The sequence below is a fragment of the Streptomyces sp. NPDC055189 genome (assembly GCF_053606765.1).
Genome location: NZ_JBSGSG010000002.1, coordinates 298,952 through 322,068, shown reverse-complemented (window position 1 = coordinate 322,068; position 23,117 = coordinate 298,952). Strand labels below are relative to the sequence as shown.

Below are 23,117 nucleotides of genomic sequence, written 5' to 3'. Positions count from 1 at the left end.
CCTCGATGGTGGTGAGTACGGGTGGGCAAATGAGCATGGGGGAGCGGTAGTCGGGCTCACATGGGAGTGAGTGCGGGCCAGCGGAGGGTGCAGGCGCCCCAGGTGAGGCCACCGCCGAATGCCGTGAGCAGGGTGCGGTGTCCCGGAGACAGGCGGCCCGTCGCTGCGGCGTGCGAGAGGGCCAGCGGGATGGAGGCGGCCGCGGTGTTGCCGACCTGGTCGAGGTGGACCGGGCACCGATTGAGCGGCAGCCGCATCCGGTCCGCGACCGCTTGCAGGATGCGCAGGTTGGCCTGGTGCGCGACGAGCCGGTCGATGTCGTCCACCTCCCAGCCGGTCCGCCGCGCCGCGGTCAGCGAGGCATCGGCCATGCGCTCGACGGCGTTGCGGAAGACGGCCCTGCCCGCCATCCGGAAGTACGGGTCAGCGTGAGGAGCGATCGAGTGCAGTGGTTCGCGTGAGCCGCCCGAGCGGACGGTGATGAGATCGCTGCCGGTGCCGTCGCTGCCGAGCACCGGCGGGCCGAGCGCGCCGGGTTCGTCGGCGCCGCCGGATCGCAGCACCACCGCACCGGCGCCGTCCCCGAAGATGGCACGGGTCGAGCGGTCGGCCGGGTCCAGGATCCGCGAGTACATGTCCGCGCCGATGACGAGTACGCGGCCCGCCGTGCCCGTGGCGATCAGTCCGGCGCCGGTGGCCAGGGCGTAGAGGAACCCGGTGCAGACCGCGCCCACGTCGAAGGCGGGCACGGTTCCGAGGCCGAGCTGGGCGGCCACCAGGGGCGCGGTGGCCGGGCAGGGGTGGTCCGGCGTGGTGGTGGCCAGCACGACGGCGTCCACGGAATCGGTCTCCGCGGACTTCAGCGCACGCCGGCCCGCCTCCACCGCGAGGTCCGATGTGGCCGTGGACGGGGCGGCGATGTAGCGCGTCCCGATGCCCGTACGGCTGCGGATCCACTCGTCGGATGTGTCCAGTTCTCGTGCCAGGTCGTCATTGGTGACGGCGTGCGGCGGCAGCCATGTGCCGAGGCCGCACAGCACCGCGGCGGCGCCGCTCACCGGGTTCCCCGGACCGCCGCGCCGCGCTCAAGCACGGCCACCTCCCGGCTGACCTCGCCGAGATGGTCGGCCACGCTGAGGTAGGACCGCAGCAGCCGCTCCTCGGCGTACGGGAGCCCGCCCCGCACGAGGTAGTCCTTGACCAGCGGCTGGGCGCGGCGCAGATTCCTGCGGGGCATGGACGGGAACAGGTGGTGCTCGATCTGGTAGTTGAGCCCGCCGAAGAAGAAGTCCGTGAGCCGGCCAGGCGCCAGGTTGCGCGAGGTGATCACCTGCCGCGTGAGCCAGTCCAGCGGTTCGTCGTCGCCGTCGCGCACGGGAAGCCCCTTGTGGTTGGGCGCGAACATCACGCCCATGTAGAAGCCGAAGAGGGCCTGGTGGACGACGAGGAAGGCGACGGCTGTACCCGGCGAGAGAACCGTGAACACCGCGGTCAGGTATGCCGCCAGATGCAGTGTCAGCAGGCCGAGGTCGAGAGCCACGTAGCGCTTGAGCACTCCCTTGCGCGCCGCCACGTAGCCGGACAGGTGCAGGCGCAGGCCTTCCATCAGGATCAGCACGTAGAACATCCATGCCTGGTGCCGCACGATGTACCGGCCGACGGGCCCGGTGCGTTTCGTCCGGTCCTTGGCGTCGAAGATCACCTGGCGGCGGAGGATGTCCGGGTCGAGCGAGAGGTGGTTGGGGTAGTTGTGGTGCTTGGTGTGGTGACCGACCCACCAGCCGAAGCTCACGCCCGTGAGCAGATTGCCGTGCGTGTATCCGATCAGGTCGCCGGGCCGTCGCGTACGGAAGATCTGCCGGTGCCCCGCGTCGTGTCCGATGAGGTCGGTCTGGCCGAAGCAGATCGCGAGGAACGCCGCCACGGCCAGCTGCCACCAGGTGTCACCGAGCAGCGCGAACAGGGTCCAGCCCGCGGCGAGGAGCAGCAGATTCGTCGCGATCTTGAACGTGTAGTAAACCGGCTGGGAGTCCAGGAGGCCCTCGCGGCGCACCAGTTGGGTGAGCTCCTGCAGATTGGCGGTCATATCGCTTCCTCCAGGCCCATGTGGGCGAGTCGGGTCCGCTGCAGGCGCGCGGCCCAGTCCTGTCCGGTTTCGAGGCGCTCCCGCGCGGTGGTGTCCGAGAGGCGGCGGCCGGGCCAGATCTCGTAGTCGCCCAGGAGGTCTCCGTGCCGCTCGATGCCTTGCTGGAAGAGCTCTTCGCGGCGGGTCAGCTGCTCCGTGGTCGGCAGCTCGGCCCACAGGGCGTAGCCCTCCCGGATCAGGTCCAGGAGGCGTTTCTTGTCGTGCGGGTTCGCGCGCAGGTGATCGCGGACGATGGCGCTGCCGACCGTCAGATGCCGGATCTCGTCGATCGCGGCGCCCCGCTCGATGTCGGCGGCCGCCGGGTCGAAGACCCGCCACTTGCGCTCACTGAGCTCGGCGGCGGGCGCCAGCACGCCTTCGACGAGGACCGTGAGGACCAGTACGCCGCCGATGAAGTCGCGCTCGTCGCGCAGCACCCGCAGCCCCAGGTTCTCCAGGGGGACGAGGATCTGCTCCCTGTCGGTGGCCGCGAGGCGGGCCACCGTGTCGGATAACTCCTGCTGGGATACGCCCAGTTCGAGCAAGTGGCTGCGGAACACCATCGCGTGCCGGGCCTCGTCGATCAGCTGGGTGGCGTAGAACTCCATGCTGTCGTTGTCGGGCGCGAGAGCCGTCATGTAGCCGATGGCCCGGGTGGCCTTCTCCTCGGCGATCGAGCGGTAGGCGAGCTCCTGCGTGAGCGCGCTGTTGAGCGGACCGGGCTCCCTGACCACGTCCAGGGGGCGCACGTTCGCCGCGTGACCGAGGATGCCGTCGCGCAACGTGCCGTGCGGTACGGCACCCAGCCAGTACCGCAGATCGCAGATGGCCGGGGTGAGTTCGAGGCTCTCCGCGCCGTCCAGGAGCGAGGGGGCCTTGTCGGGGTCCGCCTCGGCGGGGATGCTCGCGGGCGCGGTCGTGGCTGGTGTCGTCATGAGGAATCCCTTTCCGTGGAGGTGCCGGAAGCCCGGGTGCCGGAAGCCGAGGCGCCGGAAGCCCGGGTGCCGGAAGCCGCGGTGCCGGAAGCCGAGCTCTCGGAAGCCGCGGGCCCGGACCGCAGGTCGTAGGCGAACGCGACCAGCGGGGTGCCGCCCGTGTGGAACGCCGAGACGACCTCCGCGACGACCAGCTCGTGATCGCTGAGCGGGACGGTGAGTTCCGGCCTGCACTCCAGCCACGCCACCGCGCCGCTGAGCCGCGGGACACCCTCGCCCGGATCGCCAAGCCACGCCTCCGGCGGCAACTGCGCAAGCCCGCAGGGCCGGCTCCGCCGGGCGAAGTGCCGGGCCAGCGGTGCCTGCGCCGCCGCGAGACCGTTGGCGACGAAGACCGGGCAGTTCGCCAGGGCACGCAGCCCGCGGCTGCCGCGGCGCAGCGCCACGCAGGCCATCGGGGGATCGCCCGGCACGGTGCTGAACGTGCTGACCGTCACGCCCTGGGCCGCGTCGCCCACCCCGCAGGTGAGCACCGTCACCCCGGCGACGAAGTGGCGCATGGCGGTGACCACCGCCGTGTCGCCCGGTGCCCCGCCCGGCGGGCGTGTGCGTCGGGTGGCTAGGGCCATGGCAGCCGGCCCGGGTTCGCGGGGTCGCGTCCGGCGGACGCCGTGCTCGCCGCCTCGTATTCGCTGCGGAAGCGGCGGTACGCCCGGTGCGTTTCGGGCTCGAAGTGCAGACCGAACGGCTTCAGATAGTTGCCGAAGAGCGCCCTGTCGCCGAAGAGATGGACGGGCAGGGCCAGCAACGCCCATTCGAAGCCCCACAGCCAGATCCAGCCGATGGTCAGCAGGCCCTGGGTGACCAGGGAGTGCATGACGTTGTAGGCGACGTAATAGCCCTTGTGGAGCTGTCCCTTGTGGCGCCGGTACTGAACGGCACCCGGCAGGTAGCCGATCAGGTCGATGTAGACGAACAGAGCCAGGGCGGTCGGCCAGTGCACCTGTCCGAGGTGCGTGAAGAAGAGGACGAGGGCGACGACGAGTCCGAGCCCGTACTCGGCCCGGACGAGCCGCGCGGTCACCGGTGTCATGAAGAGGTTCTTGGCGTCCATCAGGCGACCCGCGCGGGGGAGACGGGCGCCGTCGGACCGGCGGATACGTCGGCGACAGCGTGGGCGAGGGCTTCGTCACCCACCACCCGGCCCGAGGCGAACAGGCCGAGCACCACGCGGGCGATCGTCTCCTTGATGACACGCTCGGCGACCGGTTCCAGGATTCCCGCGAGGCTGGGGATGCCGAAGTCGAACTCCGCGCGGAAGACGACCCGTACCTCGTTCTCCGTGTCGATGATGTGCCACGTGCCCTTGAACACCTCGAAGTCGCCGTCGAGTTGGACGAAGGCGATGGTGAGCGCGGTCCTGTCGAAGCGGTCGGCCTCGGTCCAGCGCAGGATGCCGTTGCGGAAGTACACCTCCCAGGAGCTCGTCTCCTGAGCCTCGCTGATGTCGTGCACGGTGACCGAGCGGACCACCTCTGCGAGTTCGGGGTAGCGGGCGAATTCCTTCACCCGGTCGTACACCGCTTCCGCGGCGATGCCGGGTACACCGATGGTCACGTCAACGCTGCGCATGGGCGGCGCCACCTTCATGGGTCGGGACATGGCGGGCCGCCTGCACGCGGCAGGCCCGTTCGAACGCCGCAAGGAGGAATCGCACCTCCGAGGGGCTGAGAATCGCGGGCGGGGTGAAGCGCAGGACCAGGTGGGAGTTGAGCGAGTGGTTCGCCACCACGCCCTCCCTGATCAGTTCGACCAGGAGGTCACCGGCGACTCCCGCCTCGGCGAACTCGACGCCCAGGAGCAGCCCCCGGCCCCGCACCTCCCGTACGAGACCGCCGAGTTGCTCCGTGGCGATCCGGCGGATGCCGTCGAGCAGTTCGGCGCCCAGCTCGCGGGCGCGGGTCACCAGGTTCTCCTCCTCGATGGCTTCGAGCGCGCCGCGCACGGCGGCCATCGCCAGGGGCATGCCGGAGAAGGTCGAGGTGTGCAGATACGGGTCCCTGTCGAGGGCGCCGAAAACTTCCGGGGTGGCGATGACCGCCGAGACGGGCATGATGCCGCCGCCCAGGCCCTTGCCGGTGAGGAGCATGTCCGGGCTCAGCCGTTCCTCGTCCGCGCCCCACCAGGAGCCGAGGCGGCCGAGGCCGGTCTGGATCTCGTCCAGGACGAAGAGCGCGTCGTGGGCGCGGCAGAGCGTCTGGACCGTCCGCAGGTAGCCGTCCGGCGGGACGATCACGCCCGCCTCGCCCTGGACCGGCTCGATCACCACGCAGGCGCGGCCCGCTGCCGCCTTGAGCCGCTCGGCCAGCGCCTTGGCGTCGCCGTAGGGCACATGGGCCGTGTCGGGGAGCAGCGGACGGAAGGGCTCTTGGAACAGGTCCTTGCCGGTGAGACTGAGCGCGCCCATGGTCTTGCCGTGGTAGCCGCCGCGGGTCGCGATCAGCTTGTCCTTGCCCCGGGTGCGCGCGATCTTGATGGCGGTCTCCACGGCTTCCGCGCCCGAGCAGGCGAAGTGCACCCGGTCGAGTCCCGCGGGGGCCTTGGCCACCAGGGCGTCGGCGGCCAGGGCCGTGCGGGGTTCGAGCAGGACGCGGGTGGCCACCGGGTTGCGGTGCAGCTGTTCCTCTACGTGGCGTACGACGGTGGGGTGCCGCGCGCCCATGAGGAGGACGCCGTAGCCGCTGCAGTTGAGCAGCCGTCGGCCGGTCGCGGTGGTCACCCAGGCGCCTTGTGACTCCGTCTCGATCTCGCCGCCGAGCAGCTCGCCGAGGGTGGCGCGGCCCCTGCTCAGGCGGGTGCGGTAGAGCCGGCCGATGTGTTCACGGCCGATGTCGTCCCGGCCGGGGGTGCGGGCAGTCGTGCCAGTGCTCATGACGCTCCTCAAGCCAGCCGCAGCGGTTGGCCGTCGACGTGATCGAGGAAGGGTTCGGCGAAGCTGGAGCGCGAGGGCGGGTGGAAGGACAGGGCGTGCGAGGCGGCGGCGAGATAGGCGATGTCGCCCGAGCCGATGAAGGCCATCCCGCCGAGCAGCTCCACGGCGCGTGCCACGGCTTCGCGGATCGCGTCCTGCGCCCCGTACCGGGCGACCAGGGCCCGGCCGAGTCCCTCGTTGCCCACCGCCCCGTCCATGATCATGCGAGCCGTGCCCTCGGTGAGGAGCGTCGCCGTCTCGTAGCGGGCGAGCAGTTCGGCCCGTTCGGTGTGCGTGCCGCGCCCGGCGTCGAGGACGCGCTCGACCAGTGCGCCCGCCACTCCGACGTACGAGGCGGTGATGAGGAGTTCGAACCAGATGAGGCCGACCGTCTGAAGCTCGTCCAGTTCGCCCGCGTCGCCGAGCTCCGTGCGCATCACCTGCTGTTCATCGACGAAGACGTCCTTGAGCCGCACCTCGTCGCTCTCGGCCCCGGCCAGCGCCCAGCTCGACCAGAACGGCTCCACGGTCAGTCCTTCCGCCTGCCGCGGCACGAGAAGCACCGCCATGTCGCTCGTGCCGTCCGTATTCGGCAGGGCGGCGCTGGCGGTGAGCAGGTCCATGGAGTGCGAGAGGCTGCAGGGCTTCTTCGAGCCGCTGACGTGGTAGCCCTTCTCCGTCGGCCTGGCCTCGACCGTGGGGCTGAGTATGCCGCGGCCGGGACGCCCTTCGGCGAATCCGGAGGCGACCAGGAGCCGCTGCTCGACGATCCCTTCGAGCAGCGCCCACTCCACTCCGCCGCTCTGCAGGCTGTCGGCGAGCGAGAACAGCGTGGCCACGGAGAAGTGGTGCATGGTGGTGGCCACCGCGAGGGACGGGGCCGCCGCGGCCAGGGCGCGGGTGACGGCCACGGCCTCCAGGGGTGTGGCGCCGCTGCCCGAGTAGGTTTCGGGGATGACGAGGCCGGGGCCCGCGTGTGCGCGGAAGAGTTCGATGGCCGGGCTGCCCGGCTGCTCCAGTTCGGCCAGCGGGACCTTTTCGAGCTCGCCCAGCAATCCGGGCAGGAACTCCTCGCAGACGCGTCGGGCGGTGTTCATCGAGCGCATGAGGTCGTCTCCTTGTGCGCGTTCAGGTCCTTGTGCGCGTTCAGGTTCTGCCAGGCGCCGAAGACCGCGTCCCTGGGCCGGGATCCCGGGCTGATGCTCACTCCCTGGAGGTGCGAGGTCCGCAGGATGGGGTAGTTGGCCTCGCCGAAGACGCCGCCGGTGAGCCCGGTCCCGCCGTGCGTGGGCAGATAGGGCAGGAAGCCGATGTGCGAGTCGTTCACCTTGAACAGGCCGCCGGTGCGGACGCGCGCGACGAACTCGTCGATGACCCCGGGGTCCCTGGCCCACAGTGAGTTGCGCAGTCCGTAGTGGTTGGAGTTCACGAATCCGATGAACTCCTCCGTCAACGCGGCGTCCGTACCCGGCTCGGCGACGATCAGCGGCAGCAGCGGGAAGAACGTCTCGTGCCGTACGGCTTCCAGTTCGCGCGCTCCCTCGACGCCGCGCACCTTGATCACGGTCGGTTCGAGGAAGATGCCGCTCGGGTCGCGGGTCTCGTCGAGTTGCATGGCGTGACCGCCGCAGACCACGTCGGCGCCCTTGGCGCGGGCGTCCTGAAGGCAGCTGAAGAACTTCTCGTTGCGCAGTACGGGGGTCAGCAGCACGTCGGGTTCCCACGGGTGGCCCGGACGGATGTGGCCGATCTGCTGGACCAGGGACTCCACGAGCGCGTCCGCCACGGCGGGGTGCACGAGCACCTGGTTGGGGATCATGCACAGCTGCCCGGAGCCGTAGAAGCTCTCCGTCAGTGCCTCGGCCGCCAGCGCGATGTCGGCGTCCTTCCACACGACGACGACGTCGTTCCCGGCCAGTTCCAGGATCGGCTTCTTGCCCGCGGCGATGCAGCGCGCCTCGAACTTCCGGCCGTTGTCGCTGCTGCCGAAGTAGATGATGTCGTCGACCGCGGGATGCTCGAGCCAGCAGTTCAGCATCGGCGCCGGATCGCCGCAGACGACGTTCAGGGTGCCGGGCGGGGCGCCGACCTGCGTCAGGACGGGTGCCACGATCTCCTGCATGACGTACATGACGCCGAGCGGCGCGCTGCGCGGGGCCCGCACCACCAGCGCGTTGCCGCCCATGAGGGCCGTCACGCCGAGGAGGGCGCTGGACAGGGGCGCGTTCTGCGGGGGGTTGAGGCAGACCACGCCGTCGGGCTGCCGACGCACCTGGAGGCGGCGCTCGTCGCGGTGGAACTCCTGGAGCATCTGGGAGCGGTAGAAGCTGATCGACTCCGGGCCGAAGCACTCCAGCATGCCGGACACCTGCCACCGGGCCAGCGCCAGCGGGTGCCCCTCCTCGACCAGGATCGCGGCTATGTCCTCGGCGTGTTCGGCGAGGCGCGCGTGCAGGAGCCGCCCCACGGTTTCGATACGGACGCGCGGGTGGACGGCGCCCCATGCGGGGGCCGCGCCGGCCGCGGCCTCGACGGCCCGCTCCACGGTGGCGCGGTCGGCCTTGACGACCCGGCCGACGACGGTCGCCGGCAGATCGTCCGGAGCGATGCGTCCCTGTTCCAGTTTCCGCTTGAGGGTGAGGCTCGCGAATACGTCGTCCAGGAGGGAATCCGCGTCGAGTACGTAGACCCAGTCGTCGCCGGGTATCTGTTGTCCGTTGACGTAGGACTGATAGGAACGCGGGCGCGGGGGAACCTGACGCGCGCCGTCCTGGAACCGGCGTCGTGAATTCGCTCGGGTCACATGCGTACTTCCCACGCTCACTCCTTCGGGGCGAACCGGATTCGGACGGCCGGTGCGGGTCACGTCGGCGATCATTACAGCGCCGGCTGAAAGCCTGCTGAAAATCCACTGACATGTTGTCTTCAGGTGAATTCGGCGAGCTCAGGGCACATTGCACGATGCTTTGGTCAGTCGATGGGGAAGCGAGCGTGCGAAACATGAGCCGGGTGTCGGACACGTCGCGGAAGAGCACGGAAACCGCACTGAGGGAAGCCGCGCTGAAGGAAACCGAACTGAGGGAAGCCGCACTGAATGCCGTGCAGAAGTACGCGGACAATCCCAGTGCTTTTCTGGCCCTCAACACGGGCAACGAACTGTTCATCGGCGACGGCGGTGAACTCGTCGCCTACCGGGAAGCGGGTCGCTTCTTCATCCAGTTCGGCGGCGTCTTCGGGCCCGAGGGCCGCCGGGCGGCGGTCCTGCGTGAATTCAAGAAGTACGCGCGCGGCCGAAAGCGCACGATCGCCGGGATCCAGTTGCAGCGTGCCGACGCCGAGTTGTACGAGGCGGCGGGGTTTGTGCTCAACCAGGTGGGCTCCTCCTACTCGGTCCATCTCCCCGAGTTCACGCTGCGCGGCTCACGGTTCATGAAGCTGCGCAACAAGATCTCCCGGGCCACGCGCAGCGGTCTGGACGTCCAGGAGGTCTCGTTCGCCGATCACCGGGGCAGCGTCGCGGGGATCGACGCGGCCTGGCTGCGCGCGAAGGGCAGGCACGTCAAGGAGATCGAATTCCTGGTCGGAGAGATCGGCGGTCCCGCCCAGCGGCACCGGCGACTGTTCCTGGGAACCCTCGACGGCCGGCCGGTGGCCTACATCTCCTACTCTCCCGCGCACGGATCGCGCCCCGGCTGGCTGCACGATCTCAGCCGGCGCCTGCCGGACGCCGGTCCCGGCGTGATGGAGGCCATCAACGCGACCGCCGTACAGGCCTTTTCGCGGGAAGGGGCCGAGTGGCTGCATTTCGGCTTCACCCCCTTCACCGGCCTGGACGCCACACACGAGTTGGCGTCGAGCAGCGCCCTGACGGGAAAGCTCCTGCGGTTCCTCGCGGAAAAGGGAGAGTCCGTCTACCCGGCGGGCAGTCAGCTCGCGTACAAAGAGAAATGGGGTCCGCAGCTGGTGCTGCCCGAATACCTCGCCTTCGAAGGGTCAGCCAGTTTACGCGCTGTGTGGCACATCCTGCGGGTAACCAAATCCATTTAGGGAAGCGGTGGTCGCGAGCCCGGTGGCGGCCTCGTCTCCTGAGGGCCCGCGCAGTAAATTCTCCTCCTGCTGGAGCACCTCCCGGAACTTCCGCTGCATTCCGGGGCCCGGATCGATCCCCAGCTCCGTGGAGAGGTTGTGCTGAACCCTGCGGTAGGCGCTGATGGCGTCAGCCTGCCGTCCGGAGCGATACAGCGCGGTCATCAATTGCTCGCAGAAACGCTCGCGCAAGGGGTGCTGCGTGAGAAGTTGTTCGAGTTCGGGGATGACCTGCTGATGCCTGCCCAGTCGCAGGTGCGCCTCGATGAACAACTCCCGGCCGATGAGCCTGGTTTCCTCCAGACGGGCATAGGCGATACGACAGATCATGCCGTCCCCCGCATCAAGGAGGGCGGGGCCGCGCCAGACGGCGAACGCGTCGGTGAGCAGCTTGATGGCCAGCTCGTGATTGCCGCCCATGTGCCGGCTCGCCATGTCCACGGCTCGCGTGAACCAGAGGGCGTCGACGTCCGCGGGGTCGACGTTCAGGAGGTATCCGGAGTGCGAAGTGCGTACGAGACCGCGGGTGCTCGGTTTTCCGGTCTGCTGGGCGAGAATGCGGCGCAGCCGGGCGACATGCGACTGCAGGGAGTTCCCCGCGGTCTTCGGGAGCTTGTCCCCCCAGAGCTCGTCGAGGAGGTCGACGGCCAGTACCGGGGTGCCGGGCGTGAGAGCAAGGGCCGCCATGATTGTTCTGAGTTTCTCTCCCGGCAGCACGATGGGAACGTTCTCCTCGATCAGCTGAATCGGCCCGAGCAGCCTGATCTGCATGCGAGTCCCCCGTCTCTCCGACGTGTCGGAAGCTGACGTGACGTTTTCCGCCTGTTCTTCGTAAGCCGGACGCATCCGGATTGGTCCGTGCGCGTCCCGCTCATGTCCCGCTCACGTCGGGGGGTTCCCGTGCTTGCGCGAAGGCAGCGAAGCGTTCTTGGTGCGCAGCATCTCCAGGGCGCTGATCAGCGCCGATCGCGTGTTCGCCGGGTCGATCACCTCGTCGACAAGGCCCCGCTCGGCGGCGTAGTAAGGGTGCATCAGTTCACCCTCGTACTCCTTGATCTTCTGGGCCCGGAAGGCTTCGGGGTCCTCGGCGGCGGCTATCTCGCGGCGGTAGATCACGTTCGCGGCGCCCTCGGCACCCATGACCGCGATTTCATTGGTGGGCCAGGCCAGTGAGATGTCGGCGCCGATCGAGCGGGAGTCCATCACGATGTACGCGCCGCCGTAGGCCTTGCGCAGGATCAACTGGACGCGGGGGACCGTGGCGTTGCAGTAGGCGTACAACAGTTTCGCGCCGTGCCGGATGATGCCCTGGTGTTCCTGGTCGACGCCCGGCAGAAAGCCCGGCACATCGACCAGGGTGACCAGAGGGATGTTGAAGGCGTCGCAGAACTGAACGAACCGCCCCGCCTTTTCGCTCGCGTGAATGTCCAGCACCCCCGCCATGACCGCGGGCTGATTGCCGACGACGCCGACGACATGGCCGTCGAGACGGCCGAGCGCACAGATGACATTGGCGGCCCAGGCGGGCTGGACCTCGAAGTACTCCCCGTCGTCGACGATCTCCGCGAGCACCGCGCGCATGTCGTACGAGCGGCTTGGAGCGGCCGGAACCACCTCCATGAGCCGGGGCGTCCCGCGGTCGGCGCGGTCGGTCGGCGGCTCCCACGGGGGCGGCTCCTGGTTGTTCGAGGGGAGCAGCGTCAGCAGGAAGCGCAGGTCCTCCAGGCAGGTCTCCTCGTCGTCGTATGCGAGAGAAGCGACACCGGAGGCCGTCGCGTGCACATCGGCGCCCCCGAGCGCGTCGTGCGTGACCTCCGCTCCCGTGACGGCCCGGACGACATCAGGACCGGTGATGAACATCTGTGACGTGCCGCGCACCATCAGGACGAAATCGGTCAGCGCGGGAGAGTACGCGGCACCCCCGGCGCAGGGACCCAGCATCACGCTGATCTGGGGGATCACACCGGAGTTGCGGGTGTTGCGCCGGAAGATGCCGCCGTAACCGGCCAGCGCCGACACGCCCTCCTGGATCCGCGCACCGGCCCCGTCGTTGAGACTCACCAGCGGGGCTCCGGTGGCCGCGGCCAGGTCCATCAGTTTGTGGATCTTCTCGGCATGCGCCTCGCCGAGAGCCCCGCCGAACATGCGGAAGTCATGGGCGTACACGAAGACTTTCCGGCCGTACACCTTTCCCCAGCCGGTGACCACCCCGTCCGTGTGCGGCCGTTTGTCCTCCATTCCGAAACCCGTCGCGCGATGCCGCCGCAGTGCCTCGATCTCGGTGAATGTCCCGGGGTCGAGAAACGCGTCGATGCGCTCGCGCACCGTGAGTTTCCCTTTGGCGTGCTGCGCCAGGGTCGCCCGCTCGTCGGATCCCGCCTTCAACTGCCGCAGTAAGATACGGAGTTCGGACGTTTTCGCGTGGACATTGTTGCCGTCCACGACTTCCCCGTCTGGAATTGCCATGTGAATCCGTCCGACCGTCGGCAGTAATTGCCCGCAACCTTGCACGGCACACTGGTGACCCGCTGAAACGCACGCTTCAGCGGGCGGACACGGCCGGACACGGCGGGACACGGTCGGCTACGCGGCGGAGTCCGTCGCGTCGAGGTGGTCCGCGAGACGGCGGATGACGGCGGCGGCGACGGTTCGCGCGTTCACGTCGACGTACAGCGCGCCGTGCCGCAGGGCCAGTTCACGGGTTCGCTCCGAGAGGAGCCGAAGCCGCTGCCGCGGCCCGCTCCTGTGCTCCTCGGCCACCGGCGCCAGCAGGCCGGGGCCGTATGGGCCCAGGGTGAGCACGTCCGCGCCGGAATCCCGCAGCGGTCCCACGATGCGGCTCAGCTCCGCCTCGGTCGCATCGACGTCGAAAGGATCGCGCAGTGCTTCCCGGCCTCCGGCGACGACCGCGGCCAGATCACCCCGGAAGGCCAGCGCCTTGGCCAGCTGCCTGGCCCTGACCTGGGCGGCCGAGTGATCACGACGGCCCAGGTTGAGATAGGCCAGCTCGGGTCGGACCGTCCGAAGCGCCTCGGCCACGTGGTCCGCCCAGAGCCGGCAGCCTGGACTGCCGTCGGTCTGCGGGCACTTGGCTCCGCCGTCGCCCAGGACGATGAACCGCCGCCACGGTACGCGGACGAGGACGGGGGCGGGGGCGGGGGAGTCCTCGCTCCCGGCGGGGTGCTGTTCCTGCTGTTCGTATCGTTCGTGCGGGCGGGTGCCGCTCACGGTGGTCTCCTGAAAAGGGGCGGCTTGCGTGAGGCGAGCGGTTCGGGGCGGGCCGGGCCCTGACCCCGTCCCTGTACCTGACCCCGCACCTGCCTCCGTACCTGTACCTGCCCCCGGCCCGGGGACCGGCGTCGCCGCTGGGAGAAGCCGAGCCCGAGCAGCCCGGCGACGGCCGCCGCGGCGCAGCTGAAGAACACCACGTGGCTGTAGGGGGCGGGCTCGGACGAAGTCTGCGCGGGCAGGATCGCGGCCAGCGTCGCGACACCGAGGGCGCCGCCGATCTGCCGTACCGCCATGTTGAGCCCCGTGGCACCGGCGAAGTCCGCCGGTGCCACGGACAGGGCCGCCGCGCTGTTCACCCCGGTGCTGATGGCCCCGATCCCGGCACCGCCGAGCAGCCCCACCGGGATCCACATGCTCCACAGCGCGGCCTGCGACGAGAGCGTCAGGCCCAGCCAGAGTTCGGCCGCCACCAGGGCCGCCGCGCCGCAGAACACCGCCAGATGCGGGCTGCGCCTGCCCAGCGACCGTCCGACCAGTGCCGCGACCGACGCGGAAAGGAGAGCCGAGGGGATCATCGACACCCCGGCCGCCATCCGCGAGTACTGCCAGACCTCCACCAGGAAGAGCGCCCCGACCAGGAGCCAGGCGTACAGCGCGGCGCCGAAGAAGAACGAGACGAGGTTGGCCAGGGCGAAGTCCCTGCTGCGCCACAGCCCGGTCTGTACCGCGGGACGCGGGTGCCGTCCCGCCCGTACCAATGCCGTCGCCAGCAGGGCGAGGCCTCCGACGAGACACCCCGGGACGCGCGGGCCGCCCCAGCCCCATTCCTGCCCCCGGGTGATGCCGAGCACGACCAGCCCGGTGCCCGCCGCGAGGAGCACCGTGCCGAGCACGTCGGGAAGGCCCTGCCTGCCGGGGACCGATCCGCTTACCGCCCTGATGCCGAGGAGCAGTGCGATGCCGAGAGGGAGGTTGATGAAGAACACGGCACGCCAGCCGACCGCGTCGATGAGGATCCCGCCGAGGCTCGGCCCTACCGCCGCCGCGGCGGACGCGGCGGCGCTCCAGAGCCCGATCGCCGCCCCTCTGCGTTCCGGGGCCACATCGACGAGGAGCACGGCGAGCGACGCCGGAATCATGGCCGCCGCCCCCAGCCCCTGTAGACCGCGGGCGACTAGGAGTGCGGGGAGGCCGGGGGCCACGGCACACAGCAGCGAGGCGGCGGTGAACAGGCCCATGCCGACGGTGTAGAGACGGCGACGCCCCAGCACGTCCGCGAGGCGTCCCGCGGGTGCGAGGAACGAGGCGAACACGATGGCGTACAGCGAGATGACCCAGGTCAGATCGGTCACCGAGGCGCCGGGGAAGCTGTCGTGCATGTCCGTCACCGCGAGGTTCGCCACGGTGGCGTCGAGGATCGAGAGGAAGATGGCACCCGCGGCGAGCGCCACCACCACCGGGTAGCTCGGCCGCACGGCAACAACCGCCGGATTTCGGATCATTGGCCCACCGATCCTTCGCCGCAGGGAGGGACGGCCGTGGTAGGGAGCGGCCGTAGGGAGGGACGGCCGTTTCGGGGACGGACGCCCTTCACTCTCGCGAGGCCCGGAGCCGTCCGCTGGCAGGAATGCGACGAGGCCGCGGAGTCACGGCTTCGGCGCCCGGCAGCCGTCGCCAGCCGCCGGCCTCGGCATGGCGGAGCAGCACGGGGTCCGCGCCCACCACCACGGGGTGGCCCACGGCCCGCAGCATCGCCAGGTCGGACGCGTGGTCGCCGTACGCATGACAGCGGTCTCCGGAGATTCCGCGCTCCCGGAGCAGCGCGCGCACCGCGACGGCCTTCTCCTCGCCGGTCATCGTGACGTCGACCCTGCCGGTCAGGACCCCGTCGACCGTCTCGGGCCGTGCGCAGAGCACCGCGTCGGCGTCGATGCCGAGCCGTCGCGCGACGGGATCCAGGCAGGGCGCGAAGGACCCCGAGACGAGAACGACCGCCTCCGCTCTGCGCCGGTGCTCCCGCAGCGCCGCCACACTGTCCGCCAGGAACAGGCCCCCGGCCCGCAGTTCGGCGGCGAACCAGGCCCGGCCCCGGGCGGCGAGCTCCCGTGCGTCGCAGCCCGCGTAGAGGCGGTAGTAGGCGTGAGCCACCTCGGTCCGGGACGCACCGCCTTCGCTGAGTGCCCGCAGTCGGCGCACCGCGTCGTCGAAGTCGGCGCGCGGCCGGCCGCGGGCCCGCATGTGGTGGTGCAGGAACCGGGCCATGCTGTTGACCGAGATCAGCGTCTCGTCGACGTCGAAGAACGCGATCGCGGGCGGGGGCATGGGAGCGGCCGAGGACAGCACCGAGGACAGCACCGAGGACAGCGCCGAGGACGGGAGCATCACGCACGATCACCCCCACGCGACGGGCAGTTCTTCCCAGCCCCCGAGAGCCGCGAAGTCCTTCCAGCGCAACTGCTGCGCCGGCACCGCGAGCCGCAGCCGGGAGAACCGGTCGAACAGGGCGCGCAGCCCGATGGCCAGTTCCGCCCGCGCGAGATTCGCGCCGATGCAGAAGTGCGGGCCCTGCCCGAAGGCGACCTGGGTGCGGTTCTCGCGCCGGATCAGGAAGCGGTCGGGATCGGGGTAGACCTCGGGGTCACGGCTCGCGGTGCCCACCGAGGCGAGCACCGCCGAGCCCTCGGGGATGACCGTGCCGCCCAGTTCGACGTCGCTCGTCGTGATCCGGATGGAGGTGCCGCCGCCGGGGCCGTTGAGACGCACCACCTCCTCGACGGCGTCGGGGTAGAGCCCGGGGTCTTCCCGGAGCAGTGCGAGCTGGTCGGGGTGGCCGAGCAGGGCCACCGTCCCGCCGCAGAGCACCGTCACCGTGGTGTCGTGCCCCGCGAGCAGCAACAGCGCGCCCAGGCCCACGATCTCCGGCTCGGACGGCTCGCCCTCCGCGTCGTGGATCCGTACGAGAGCGCTCATCAGATCGTCGCCGGGTTCCTCGCGGCGCAGGCCGATCAGGCGGGCGAAGTAGGCCCGCATGTCCTCGTTGGCCCGGTTGATCTCCTCGGGCGGATACTTGGTGAGCGACATGAACCGGTCCGTCCAGGCACCGAACTTGTCGTAGTCCTCGAACGGCACCCCGAGCGCGCGGCAGATGATGCGCAGCGCGAACGGGCGCGCGTACCTCTCGGCGAGGTCACCCTCGGGCGGGCCGGCCTCCATGGCGTCGAGCAACTCCGCGGCGACCTTCTCGATGTACGGCCGCAGCCGCTCCACGCGCTGCGGTCCGAAGGCCCGGTTGGCGAGTTTGCGCAGCCGGGTGTGGTGCGGGGGGTCCATGGTGAGCATGCTGTTCGGGTCGGGCTCGACCACCTGGGCGCGGGCGGCACCGGGGCGGAACAGCGCCTCCCTGCTGAAGCGCCGGTCGGACAGCGCGGTCCGTACGTCGTCGTGGCGGGCGACGAACCAGGCGGGGTCGCCGGTGGCGAGGGTGATCGGGCACACCGGCTCCTCGCGCAGCGCCCGCGCGTACTCGTCGGGCGGCACCAGCGGGTCCGTCCGCTTGGTCGGATAGGTGAACCTGGGCGCGTGATCGGACATGGTGAGGTGTCCCCTTCCTCCGACTGCCGTGTCCTGCGCGGGAGCCGGATCGGGTGTCGTCCGGGCCGGTCAGGAACTTCGCGGCAGACCGGACTCGAGCAGGGGACCGAAACCGGGCGGCGGTTCGGTCGCGGGCAGCGGCTCGGACAGCGCCCTGGTCACCAGGGCGTCGACCTGCCGTGCGTCCAGCGAGGCGAGACGGTCCAGGCCGTCGATCACCTCGGCAGATGTCCCGGACGACGCAAGCTTGTCCCGGACGAGTTCGCGGTGCGTGCGCCGGGTCTCGGGCCCGGCCGCCCCCAACGGCCGCCCGCACGAGGCGGTGACCACCCGGCCGTCGCGCAGAGTGACCCGCAGCCGGGCCCCCACCGCCTTGTCGGCCTCACGGAACGTGGTGCTCGGCGGCCCGGTGACCCCGGCGGCGGCCGTGCTCTCCCCCGTGAAGTCCGCGAGCCACCGACGGCCGCTCGCCCCGGCCTGCCGCAGGGCCTCGCCCAACGGCGCGGTGGCGCGCAGGACGTCGCGGCTCAGACCGGCGTCGTACTCGAGGCGTACCCGGTCCGCGAGGGACCAGCGCCAGGGGTCCGCGGTGGCCGGTTCGGCGAGGTCGGCGGGGGTGACGGAGCCGGTGGCCAGGGCGGTGGCCACGTTGTAGGCGACGTTGACGTTGAGCGCCATGATCGCCGAGTGCTCGCGGTCGACGTACGGGGCACCCTCCTGGTCCATGGCGATGGTCAGCCGGGGCGCCGAGACGACGATCTCCTCGATGCCGCGGATGTCCTCGGGGGAGAGCCGGGCGTGCAGTTGTGCGGCGCAGTCGACGGCGCCGTCCACATACGCGCCGGCCGGACGCATCTTGAAGGTCAGTGTCTCGGTGTGCCAGCGGGTGCCGAGCCCGGCCGTGACCGCCTCCGGCGACGGCACGTGGGAGAACTTGGCGAGCAGCCCGCCCGGATGCTCCAGGATGTCCTCGGCCCCCCGCAGCCCCGCCGCCGCGGCGTCACAGGCGTCCAGGGCGGTCCGCACCGGGACCGCCGCCGAGAGAACCTTGGCCTCGCTGCCCAGAAGCGCCCGCCGCAGCGGCCACGGAGGCATGGCGAGGGCAAGGCCCCAGGCGTCGGTCCACAGCCCGGCCGGGGACCCGGCACCGTGCAGGCGGGCCGCGACGGCACCCACGAGCTGGGTGTACGAGGTGCCCTGCCCGCGCAGCGGACCCAGCGCGCCCGCGGCGGTGACCCGGGCGGCGCACTCGTTCGCGGCGACCACAGCGGTCAACAGGGCCCGCCCGTCGAGGCGTTGGTAGCGGCGGAAGGTCAGCGGGACCCCGGCGGAGGCGTGCGTGACATGGCCCGCGTACATGCTGTCCTCGTAGTAGAGGCACGAGGACAGCGCGGCCATCACCTGGGCCGCCCGGCACGGGTCGTGCGAGAGGGGGCTGCCGAACGCCCGGACCAGCTTGCGCCCCAGGGGGTGCCCCAGGCTCGCCCGCACCACCGCGAGATGCGACATGACCTCGCTGGTCGCGTACGCCTCGATCCGTTCGGGCAGGTCCGGGTGGCGCAGGCCGGCGGCCCACTCGGCGAGCCGCCGCGTGAGGGACGCGCCGGAGTCCCGGCGGTGGTCCGCGCTCACGCCCGGCGCCCGGGGAGGCCGCGCCGCCTGTCCTCGATGGACCGGACCGCGCAGGTGGCGGCGACGACCGAGGCGCGGGCGGCGGCCAGCGCCTCGCGCGCCCCCCGGCTCAGTGCCTCGTCGTCCGGCACCCGCCCGGCGTGCCCGGTGATCGCCGCGAGCTGCAGCGCGCACTCGACGGAGGCGATGCAGGCTTCGGCCAGCGGCGCCTCGCGGCCGGGCGTGCGGGTCAGTCCGGACAGCGCCGCTTCGAGCAGCGTGCCCACCGACTGGCGGCCCGGCTGTTCCTGCTGTGCCATGTCGACGTCCGTCATTTCTTGACGACCAGGAACCGTCCGAGGACCAGGGCGTCGATCTCGGTGTGCAGGAAGCAGGCAAGCGCGTCGGCGGGCGAGCAGACGATGGGCTCACCGGCGATGTTGAACGAGGTGTTCACCAGGCACGGCACCCCGGTCAACTCGGTGAACCGGTCGAGCAGTTCGGCCAGTTTCGGATTCGAATCGGCGGTGACGGTCTGCGCCCTGGACGTACCGTCGACGTGCATGGCGCCGGGGATGACGTCGTGGAACTGGGGCCGCACCGGGAAGACGAACGTCATGTACGGGGACGACGCCTTCTTGCCCATGTCGAAGATCCGCCGCGCATCGGACTCCAGGACGACCGGCGCGAAGGGGCGGAACGGCTCGCGGTGCTTGACCCGGGTGTTGATGATGTCCTTGATGTCGGCGAACCCCGGGTTCGCCAGGATGCTGCGGTTGCCCAGGGCGCGCGGGCCGTACTCGGCGCGGCCCTGGAACCAGCCGACGACCGTCTTCTCGGCGAGCAGCTTTGCGGTCTGCCCCGCCACCGCGTCCTCGTCGAGCTCGGTCCACTCCACCCGGTCGCTGTGCTCGTGCAGCGCGCGGAGCATCTGTTCGTCGTCGTACGAAGGGCCCAGATAGGGGGTCGCGGGCACCCGGCGGGGCCGCGGCCGGAGTCCGGCCGCGTAGACGGCGGCGCCGATGGCCACGCCCGGGTCGCTCGCGCCGAAACTGACGTGGATGTCGGTGAAGCGGGAGTTCTGAAGGAGCTTGGAGTTGTTCACGCAGTTGAGGGCGAGGCCGCCCTCGTAGACGAGGCGGGTCAGGTCGGTGCCGGCCTCCAGGGCGCTCAGTTGGTGCGCGGTGACCACCTCGATCATCTGTTGTGCGGCGGCGGCCACCGTCGCACGGAACTCCGTCGTCCCGCGCAGCCGTTCGTCGCCGCCGAAGAGCCGGTCCAGGAGGGGGTAGTAACCGCGGGTGCCGCTGGGGTCGTTGGCGATGGCCAGGGTGTAGCGGCCCTCGTCGCGCAGGTCGACCACGTGCCGCAGGAGGGGATTGTCCTCGGGAGGCGGGGCGAAGGCCGCGAGGCCCATCACCTTGTACTCGTCGTTGTTGGGCATGAAGCCGAGGTAGCGGGTGATCTCCCCGAAGAGCAGGGCGAGGGAGTTGTCGACGCCGATCGCCGACCTCTCGAAGAGCCGCACCTGGCCGTCGCACACCTCGCCCACGACGGAGGAGAGCCGTTCGGCGCGGCCGTCGCTCACCATGAACGCCGTGTCCCGCTCGCCGGAGAGGTGGTAGCCGCACATCAGATGGGCCATGTGGTGCGGCACGGGGACGAGCTTCTCCGCGGGCAGGTCGTATCCCGTCCGCTGCCTGAAGTCCGCGTGGATGGCCTCCTTGCCGACGAGCCCTCCGTAGAGCTCGCCGAACCGCCTGAGCCGGTCGAACTTCTCCTCGACGGACAGGTCGCTGCGGCCGACGTCCTGGATCATCGTGTGCACGAGGTCGGGGGAGAACGCCCAGGGGAACGCGACGACGTCGACCTGGTCCAGGCGTACGCCTGCGGTGTCCAGGCACCACCGCAGGGAGTTGGCGGGGAAGGCCGAGGTCTTCTTCTCCCGGTTCAGCCGCTCCTCCTCGACGGCGGCGACCAACTCCCCGTCGACCAGGAGTGCGACGGCCGCGTCATGGCCCAGGATGCTGTGCCGGTCGATCCCGGTCGCTCCGTAGAGCCGCCCGAACATGTCGGCGCCGTGGGTGAAGCCGTTGTAGCCGAGGACGATCACACCGGGCTCCTTCGATGGAGGGAGGACTGACTCGCGCTCATCGTTCAAGTCGCGGCTGGCACAGCACTGAGACGCGGCTGAGACGGGTGGCCCCGGCAGACGCGCGGCGGCGCGGGAGGGGCGCCGCGGTGATGTCGCTTTTCCGCCAGCGCGACGCGGCCCGCGGGTGCCAGTGTCGGTCGGCATGACACGCGGCTCACGAGAGGACCCGGACATGGAGACGGCCGACGTGGCGGAGTACAAGGACCCGTACACGGAGCAGAACGACCCCTACGTGGTGTTACCGGTCGAGGGAGCGGAGCTGCTCCGGGGCGCCCCTTGGTCCCGCCTGGCGATCGTCGGGGACAGCGTCGCCCGGGGCATCAGCGAGCCGCGCAGCGGCTACCGCGACGCGCCCTGGTGGAGCCTGGTCGTCGACGCCCTCCGGGAGGTGCGGCCGGACCTGGTGCACCTCAACCTGGGGCGGCGCGACCTGATGACCGCGGAGGTACGCGAGAGCCAGCTCGAGGCCGCGCTGGATTTCCGGCCCGACCTGGTGATCGCGCTGTGCGGGGCCAACGACGGCCTGCGCAAGGCCTTCGACCCGGATGCCGCGCAGCGCGAATTCGAAGCACTCTTCACGCCGTTGAGCGAGGTCGGCACCCTGGTGACCTCCGGCTTCTTCGACGTCATCGGCAATCCGCATTTCGATCCGCGCTACCGGGACGTGGCCAGGGAGCGCTTGGCCGTCCTGGGCGGGCGCATGCGAACGGTGGCCCGGCGGCTGGACGCGGTCCACGTCGTCATGCAGAGCCACCCGACGGGCCGCGAGGAGTCGATCTGGAGCACCGACGGCATGCACCTCAACGCCCGCGGCCAGGCGGTCCTCGGCACCGAGATCATCCGTGCCCTGGGTGCGCGCCTGGTCCGGGACAGTGCCTCGCTCGACCTCATCGAGGAGTGAGCGGGGCAGTCACCGCTGCCGCTGGAGCGCGACATGCGCCATGCACATAAAGTGCATTATGCATATACCGCGTAGAATGGCTCCATGGACAAGCCCGCTCGTCGCAAGGACAAGCCCGCCGGCCGCACGGAGAAGCCCGTCGGTCAGGTCGAATTCGAGACGATGCTGCTCGGACGGCACTCGCATCTCTTCAACCCCCGCACACGCTCCTCGGGCGGGCGCCTCGACCGCAGCGCGTACATCCTGCTCAGCCGCATCCAGATGGACGGCCCGATGTCCATCGGCCAGCTCACCGAAGCCTTCGGCCTGGACGCCTCCACGCTCAACCGGCAGACCGCGGCGATGATGCGCTCCGGACTCGTCGAGCGCATCCCCGACCCCGACGGCGGCATGGCCCGCAAGTTCCGCATCTCCGCCGAGGGCGCGCGGCTGCTCGACGCCGACCGCTCCGAGTACGTCCAGGGCCTGGAGAAGGTCATGGACAGTTGGTCGGCACAGGACGTGGCGACGTTCGCCGGCTTCCTCCAGCGCTTCAACAGCGACATCGAGACCCTGGAGGGTCACCCCTGGCCGCGTCCCTGAACCGCCCGGAGCCGCCCCGGCCCGGGCTCAGCCCTTCTTGAGCCCGTCCATCTCCGCACGCACGTCGGTCTTGAGCATCTCCTCGACCTCCGCCGCGGTCGGCGGCTCGACCTTGTCGTCCGGGCCGCCCCCGTAGAAGCTCCAGCGCATCTCGACGGTGAACCAGCCCTCGCGCACGGCGAGGGTCATGCCGTTGAGGGACTTCTTGTCCGTGCCGCTCGTGTCGGTCACCAGGTACGCCTCGTCACCGATGCCGCTGACGGCCTTGGTCTTGTAGGAGTACGACTTCTGGGACTGGTCCTCGTAGGCCTTCTGCTCCGAGGCGAACTCGCCCGCGGGGTCGGTCGCCTTGTGCCACCGGGCCGTCGACGAGACGTAGATGCTCGTGTAGGTGTCGGCGTCCGCCTTGGGGTCCTTGAGGTTGCGGCTGCAGTAGGCCTGGTCGAACCCCTTCTGCCGCGAGCCGTAGTGCGTGGTCGACGTGGAGTCCGTGTCGATCTCGTAGTGCTTCTTGAAACCGTCGAGCGGGGAGGCGTCGCAGAGGTTCTTCTTGTACTGGTATCCGGCGAGATCCGCCTTCGCGTCGTCGGCGCTGTCGCCGCCGAGGTTCCCGGTGGCGAAGAGCCCGCCCGCCCACAGGGCCGAGGCGACGACGACACCGCCGATTCCCCACACCCAGCCCGGCGTGGGCTTGCGCGGTCCCGCCGGGGGCGCGGGCGGGGCGGGCGGCTGGCCGTAGGGGCCGGGCTGCTGTCCGTACGGGCCCGGCGGCTGGCCGTAGGGCTGCGGGGCCACCGCGCCCGGAGGCTGCTGGTAGGGATTGGGGGTCTGCTGGTAAGGGTTGGGCGCACCGGGCTGGTTGGGCTGGCCGGGCTGGGGATTCGGTATCGACATAGGCGGCAATGTACCGGGGGCGCCCGCGCATGAGG

At 70.5% G+C, this 23,117-nt stretch carries 22 protein-coding genes; 3 read left to right on the top strand and 19 right to left on the bottom strand.

The window, feature by feature from the left end; translation table 11 throughout:
* Nucleotides 1-56: 56 nt before the first annotated feature.
* Genes ACWFR3_RS03195 through ACWFR3_RS03155 form a run of 9 tightly spaced genes read right to left on the bottom strand, consistent with a single transcriptional unit; the run spans nucleotide 57 to nucleotide 8,849 of the window.
* Nucleotides 57-1,058, bottom strand: coding sequence for a beta-ketoacyl-ACP synthase III (locus ACWFR3_RS03195; RefSeq protein ID WP_453732777.1), 1,002 nt, complete (start codon nucleotides 1,056-1,058; stop codon nucleotides 57-59).
* A complete protein-coding gene (locus ACWFR3_RS03190; protein ID WP_453732776.1) occupies nucleotides 1,055-2,086 on the bottom strand; it encodes a fatty acid desaturase family protein in 1,032 nt (343 codons plus the stop codon). Before ACWFR3_RS03190 ends, ACWFR3_RS03195 begins: the two co-directional genes overlap by 4 nt.
* Nucleotides 2,083-3,060: a VlmB-like protein gene (locus ACWFR3_RS03185; RefSeq protein WP_453732775.1), complete on the bottom strand. Its 978-nt coding sequence runs from the start codon at nucleotides 3,058-3,060 to the stop codon at nucleotides 2,083-2,085. Before ACWFR3_RS03185 ends, ACWFR3_RS03190 begins: the two co-directional genes overlap by 4 nt.
* Entirely contained in the window at nucleotides 3,057-3,689 is a 633-nt protein-coding gene (locus tag ACWFR3_RS03180; RefSeq protein WP_453732774.1) for a flavin reductase family protein, read from the bottom strand. The genes ACWFR3_RS03185 and ACWFR3_RS03180 overlap by 4 nt, the downstream gene beginning before the upstream one ends.
* Nucleotides 3,680-4,174 carry a hypothetical protein gene (locus ACWFR3_RS03175; protein ID WP_453732773.1) on the bottom strand — a complete coding sequence of 165 codons (495 nt, stop codon included), beginning with the start codon at nucleotides 4,172-4,174 and terminating at the stop codon, nucleotides 3,680-3,682. The genes ACWFR3_RS03180 and ACWFR3_RS03175 overlap by 10 nt, the downstream gene beginning before the upstream one ends.
* Nucleotides 4,174-4,692: a type II toxin-antitoxin system RatA family toxin gene (locus ACWFR3_RS03170; protein ID WP_453732772.1), complete on the bottom strand. Its 519-nt coding sequence runs from the start codon at nucleotides 4,690-4,692 to the stop codon at nucleotides 4,174-4,176. The genes ACWFR3_RS03175 and ACWFR3_RS03170 overlap by 1 nt, the downstream gene beginning before the upstream one ends.
* Nucleotides 4,679-5,992 (bottom strand): aspartate aminotransferase family protein, encoded by a 1,314-nt coding sequence (locus ACWFR3_RS03165; RefSeq protein WP_453732771.1) that lies wholly within the window; start codon nucleotides 5,990-5,992, stop codon nucleotides 4,679-4,681. The genes ACWFR3_RS03170 and ACWFR3_RS03165 overlap by 14 nt, the downstream gene beginning before the upstream one ends.
* 8 nt (nucleotides 5,993-6,000) lie before the next feature.
* The gene (locus ACWFR3_RS03160) at nucleotides 6,001-7,137 is read right to left on the bottom strand and encodes an acyl-CoA dehydrogenase (RefSeq protein ID WP_453732770.1); all 1,137 of its coding nucleotides are present in this window, start codon (nucleotides 7,135-7,137) and stop codon (nucleotides 6,001-6,003) included.
* Nucleotides 7,125-8,849 (bottom strand): aldehyde dehydrogenase family protein, encoded by a 1,725-nt coding sequence (locus ACWFR3_RS03155; RefSeq protein ID WP_453732769.1) that lies wholly within the window; start codon nucleotides 8,847-8,849, stop codon nucleotides 7,125-7,127. Before ACWFR3_RS03155 ends, ACWFR3_RS03160 begins: the two co-directional genes overlap by 13 nt.
* 182 nt (nucleotides 8,850-9,031) lie before the next feature.
* Here ACWFR3_RS03155 and ACWFR3_RS03150 point away from each other — a divergent pair, with 182 nt between their 5' ends.
* Nucleotides 9,032-10,078 (top strand): bifunctional lysylphosphatidylglycerol flippase/synthetase MprF, encoded by a 1,047-nt coding sequence (locus ACWFR3_RS03150; protein WP_453732768.1) that lies wholly within the window; start codon nucleotides 9,032-9,034, stop codon nucleotides 10,076-10,078.
* Here the strand turns inward: ACWFR3_RS03150 and ACWFR3_RS03145 are convergent.
* The 9 genes from ACWFR3_RS03145 to ACWFR3_RS03105 form a co-directional block, all read right to left on the bottom strand.
* Entirely contained in the window at nucleotides 10,034-10,888 is an 855-nt protein-coding gene (locus ACWFR3_RS03145; protein WP_453732767.1) for an AfsR/SARP family transcriptional regulator, read from the bottom strand. The two genes, ACWFR3_RS03150 and ACWFR3_RS03145, sit on opposite strands and share 45 nt — an antisense overlap.
* Before the next feature lie 111 nt (nucleotides 10,889-10,999).
* Nucleotides 11,000-12,583: an acyl-CoA carboxylase subunit beta gene (locus ACWFR3_RS03140; protein WP_453732766.1), complete on the bottom strand. Its 1,584-nt coding sequence runs from the start codon at nucleotides 12,581-12,583 to the stop codon at nucleotides 11,000-11,002.
* Between the two features lie 117 nt (nucleotides 12,584-12,700).
* Nucleotides 12,701-13,345 carry a GDSL-type esterase/lipase family protein gene (locus tag ACWFR3_RS03135; RefSeq protein WP_453732765.1) on the bottom strand — a complete coding sequence of 215 codons (645 nt, stop codon included), beginning with the start codon at nucleotides 13,343-13,345 and terminating at the stop codon, nucleotides 12,701-12,703.
* Nucleotides 13,342-14,850: an MFS transporter gene (locus ACWFR3_RS03130; RefSeq protein WP_453732764.1), complete on the bottom strand. Its 1,509-nt coding sequence runs from the start codon at nucleotides 14,848-14,850 to the stop codon at nucleotides 13,342-13,344. The genes ACWFR3_RS03135 and ACWFR3_RS03130 overlap by 4 nt, the downstream gene beginning before the upstream one ends.
* An 88-nt stretch (nucleotides 14,851-14,938) precedes the next feature.
* A complete protein-coding gene (locus ACWFR3_RS03125) occupies nucleotides 14,939-15,730 on the bottom strand; it encodes an HAD family hydrolase (protein ID WP_453732811.1) in 792 nt (263 codons plus the stop codon).
* A 9-nt stretch (nucleotides 15,731-15,739) separates the two neighbouring features.
* Entirely contained in the window at nucleotides 15,740-16,939 is a 1,200-nt protein-coding gene (locus tag ACWFR3_RS03120) for a cytochrome P450 (RefSeq protein ID WP_453732763.1), read from the bottom strand.
* 69 nt (nucleotides 16,940-17,008) lie between these two features.
* A complete protein-coding gene (locus ACWFR3_RS03115; protein WP_453732762.1) occupies nucleotides 17,009-18,571 on the bottom strand; it encodes an MmgE/PrpD family protein in 1,563 nt (520 codons plus the stop codon).
* Complete coding sequence (locus ACWFR3_RS03110) at nucleotides 18,568-18,870, bottom strand: hypothetical protein (RefSeq protein ID WP_453732761.1); 303 nt, start codon at nucleotides 18,868-18,870, stop codon at nucleotides 18,568-18,570. Before ACWFR3_RS03110 ends, ACWFR3_RS03115 begins: the two co-directional genes overlap by 4 nt.
* 11 nt (nucleotides 18,871-18,881) lie before the next feature.
* Nucleotides 18,882-20,663 carry a carbamoyltransferase family protein gene (locus tag ACWFR3_RS03105; protein WP_453732760.1) on the bottom strand — a complete coding sequence of 594 codons (1,782 nt, stop codon included), beginning with the start codon at nucleotides 20,661-20,663 and terminating at the stop codon, nucleotides 18,882-18,884.
* A gap of 214 nt (nucleotides 20,664-20,877) precedes the next feature.
* Between ACWFR3_RS03105 and ACWFR3_RS03100 the strand changes: the two genes are divergently transcribed.
* Nucleotides 20,878-21,606, top strand: coding sequence for an SGNH/GDSL hydrolase family protein (locus ACWFR3_RS03100; protein ID WP_453732759.1), 729 nt, complete (start codon nucleotides 20,878-20,880; stop codon nucleotides 21,604-21,606).
* An 84-nt stretch (nucleotides 21,607-21,690) separates the two neighbouring features.
* Complete coding sequence (locus ACWFR3_RS03095) at nucleotides 21,691-22,188, top strand: MarR family winged helix-turn-helix transcriptional regulator (RefSeq protein ID WP_453732758.1); 498 nt, start codon at nucleotides 21,691-21,693, stop codon at nucleotides 22,186-22,188.
* Between the two features lie 27 nt (nucleotides 22,189-22,215).
* Here ACWFR3_RS03095 and ACWFR3_RS03090 read toward each other — a convergent pair whose 3' ends face one another.
* A complete protein-coding gene (locus ACWFR3_RS03090) occupies nucleotides 22,216-23,082 on the bottom strand; it encodes a hypothetical protein (protein ID WP_453732757.1) in 867 nt (288 codons plus the stop codon).
* Nucleotides 23,083-23,117 lie beyond the last annotated feature (35 nt).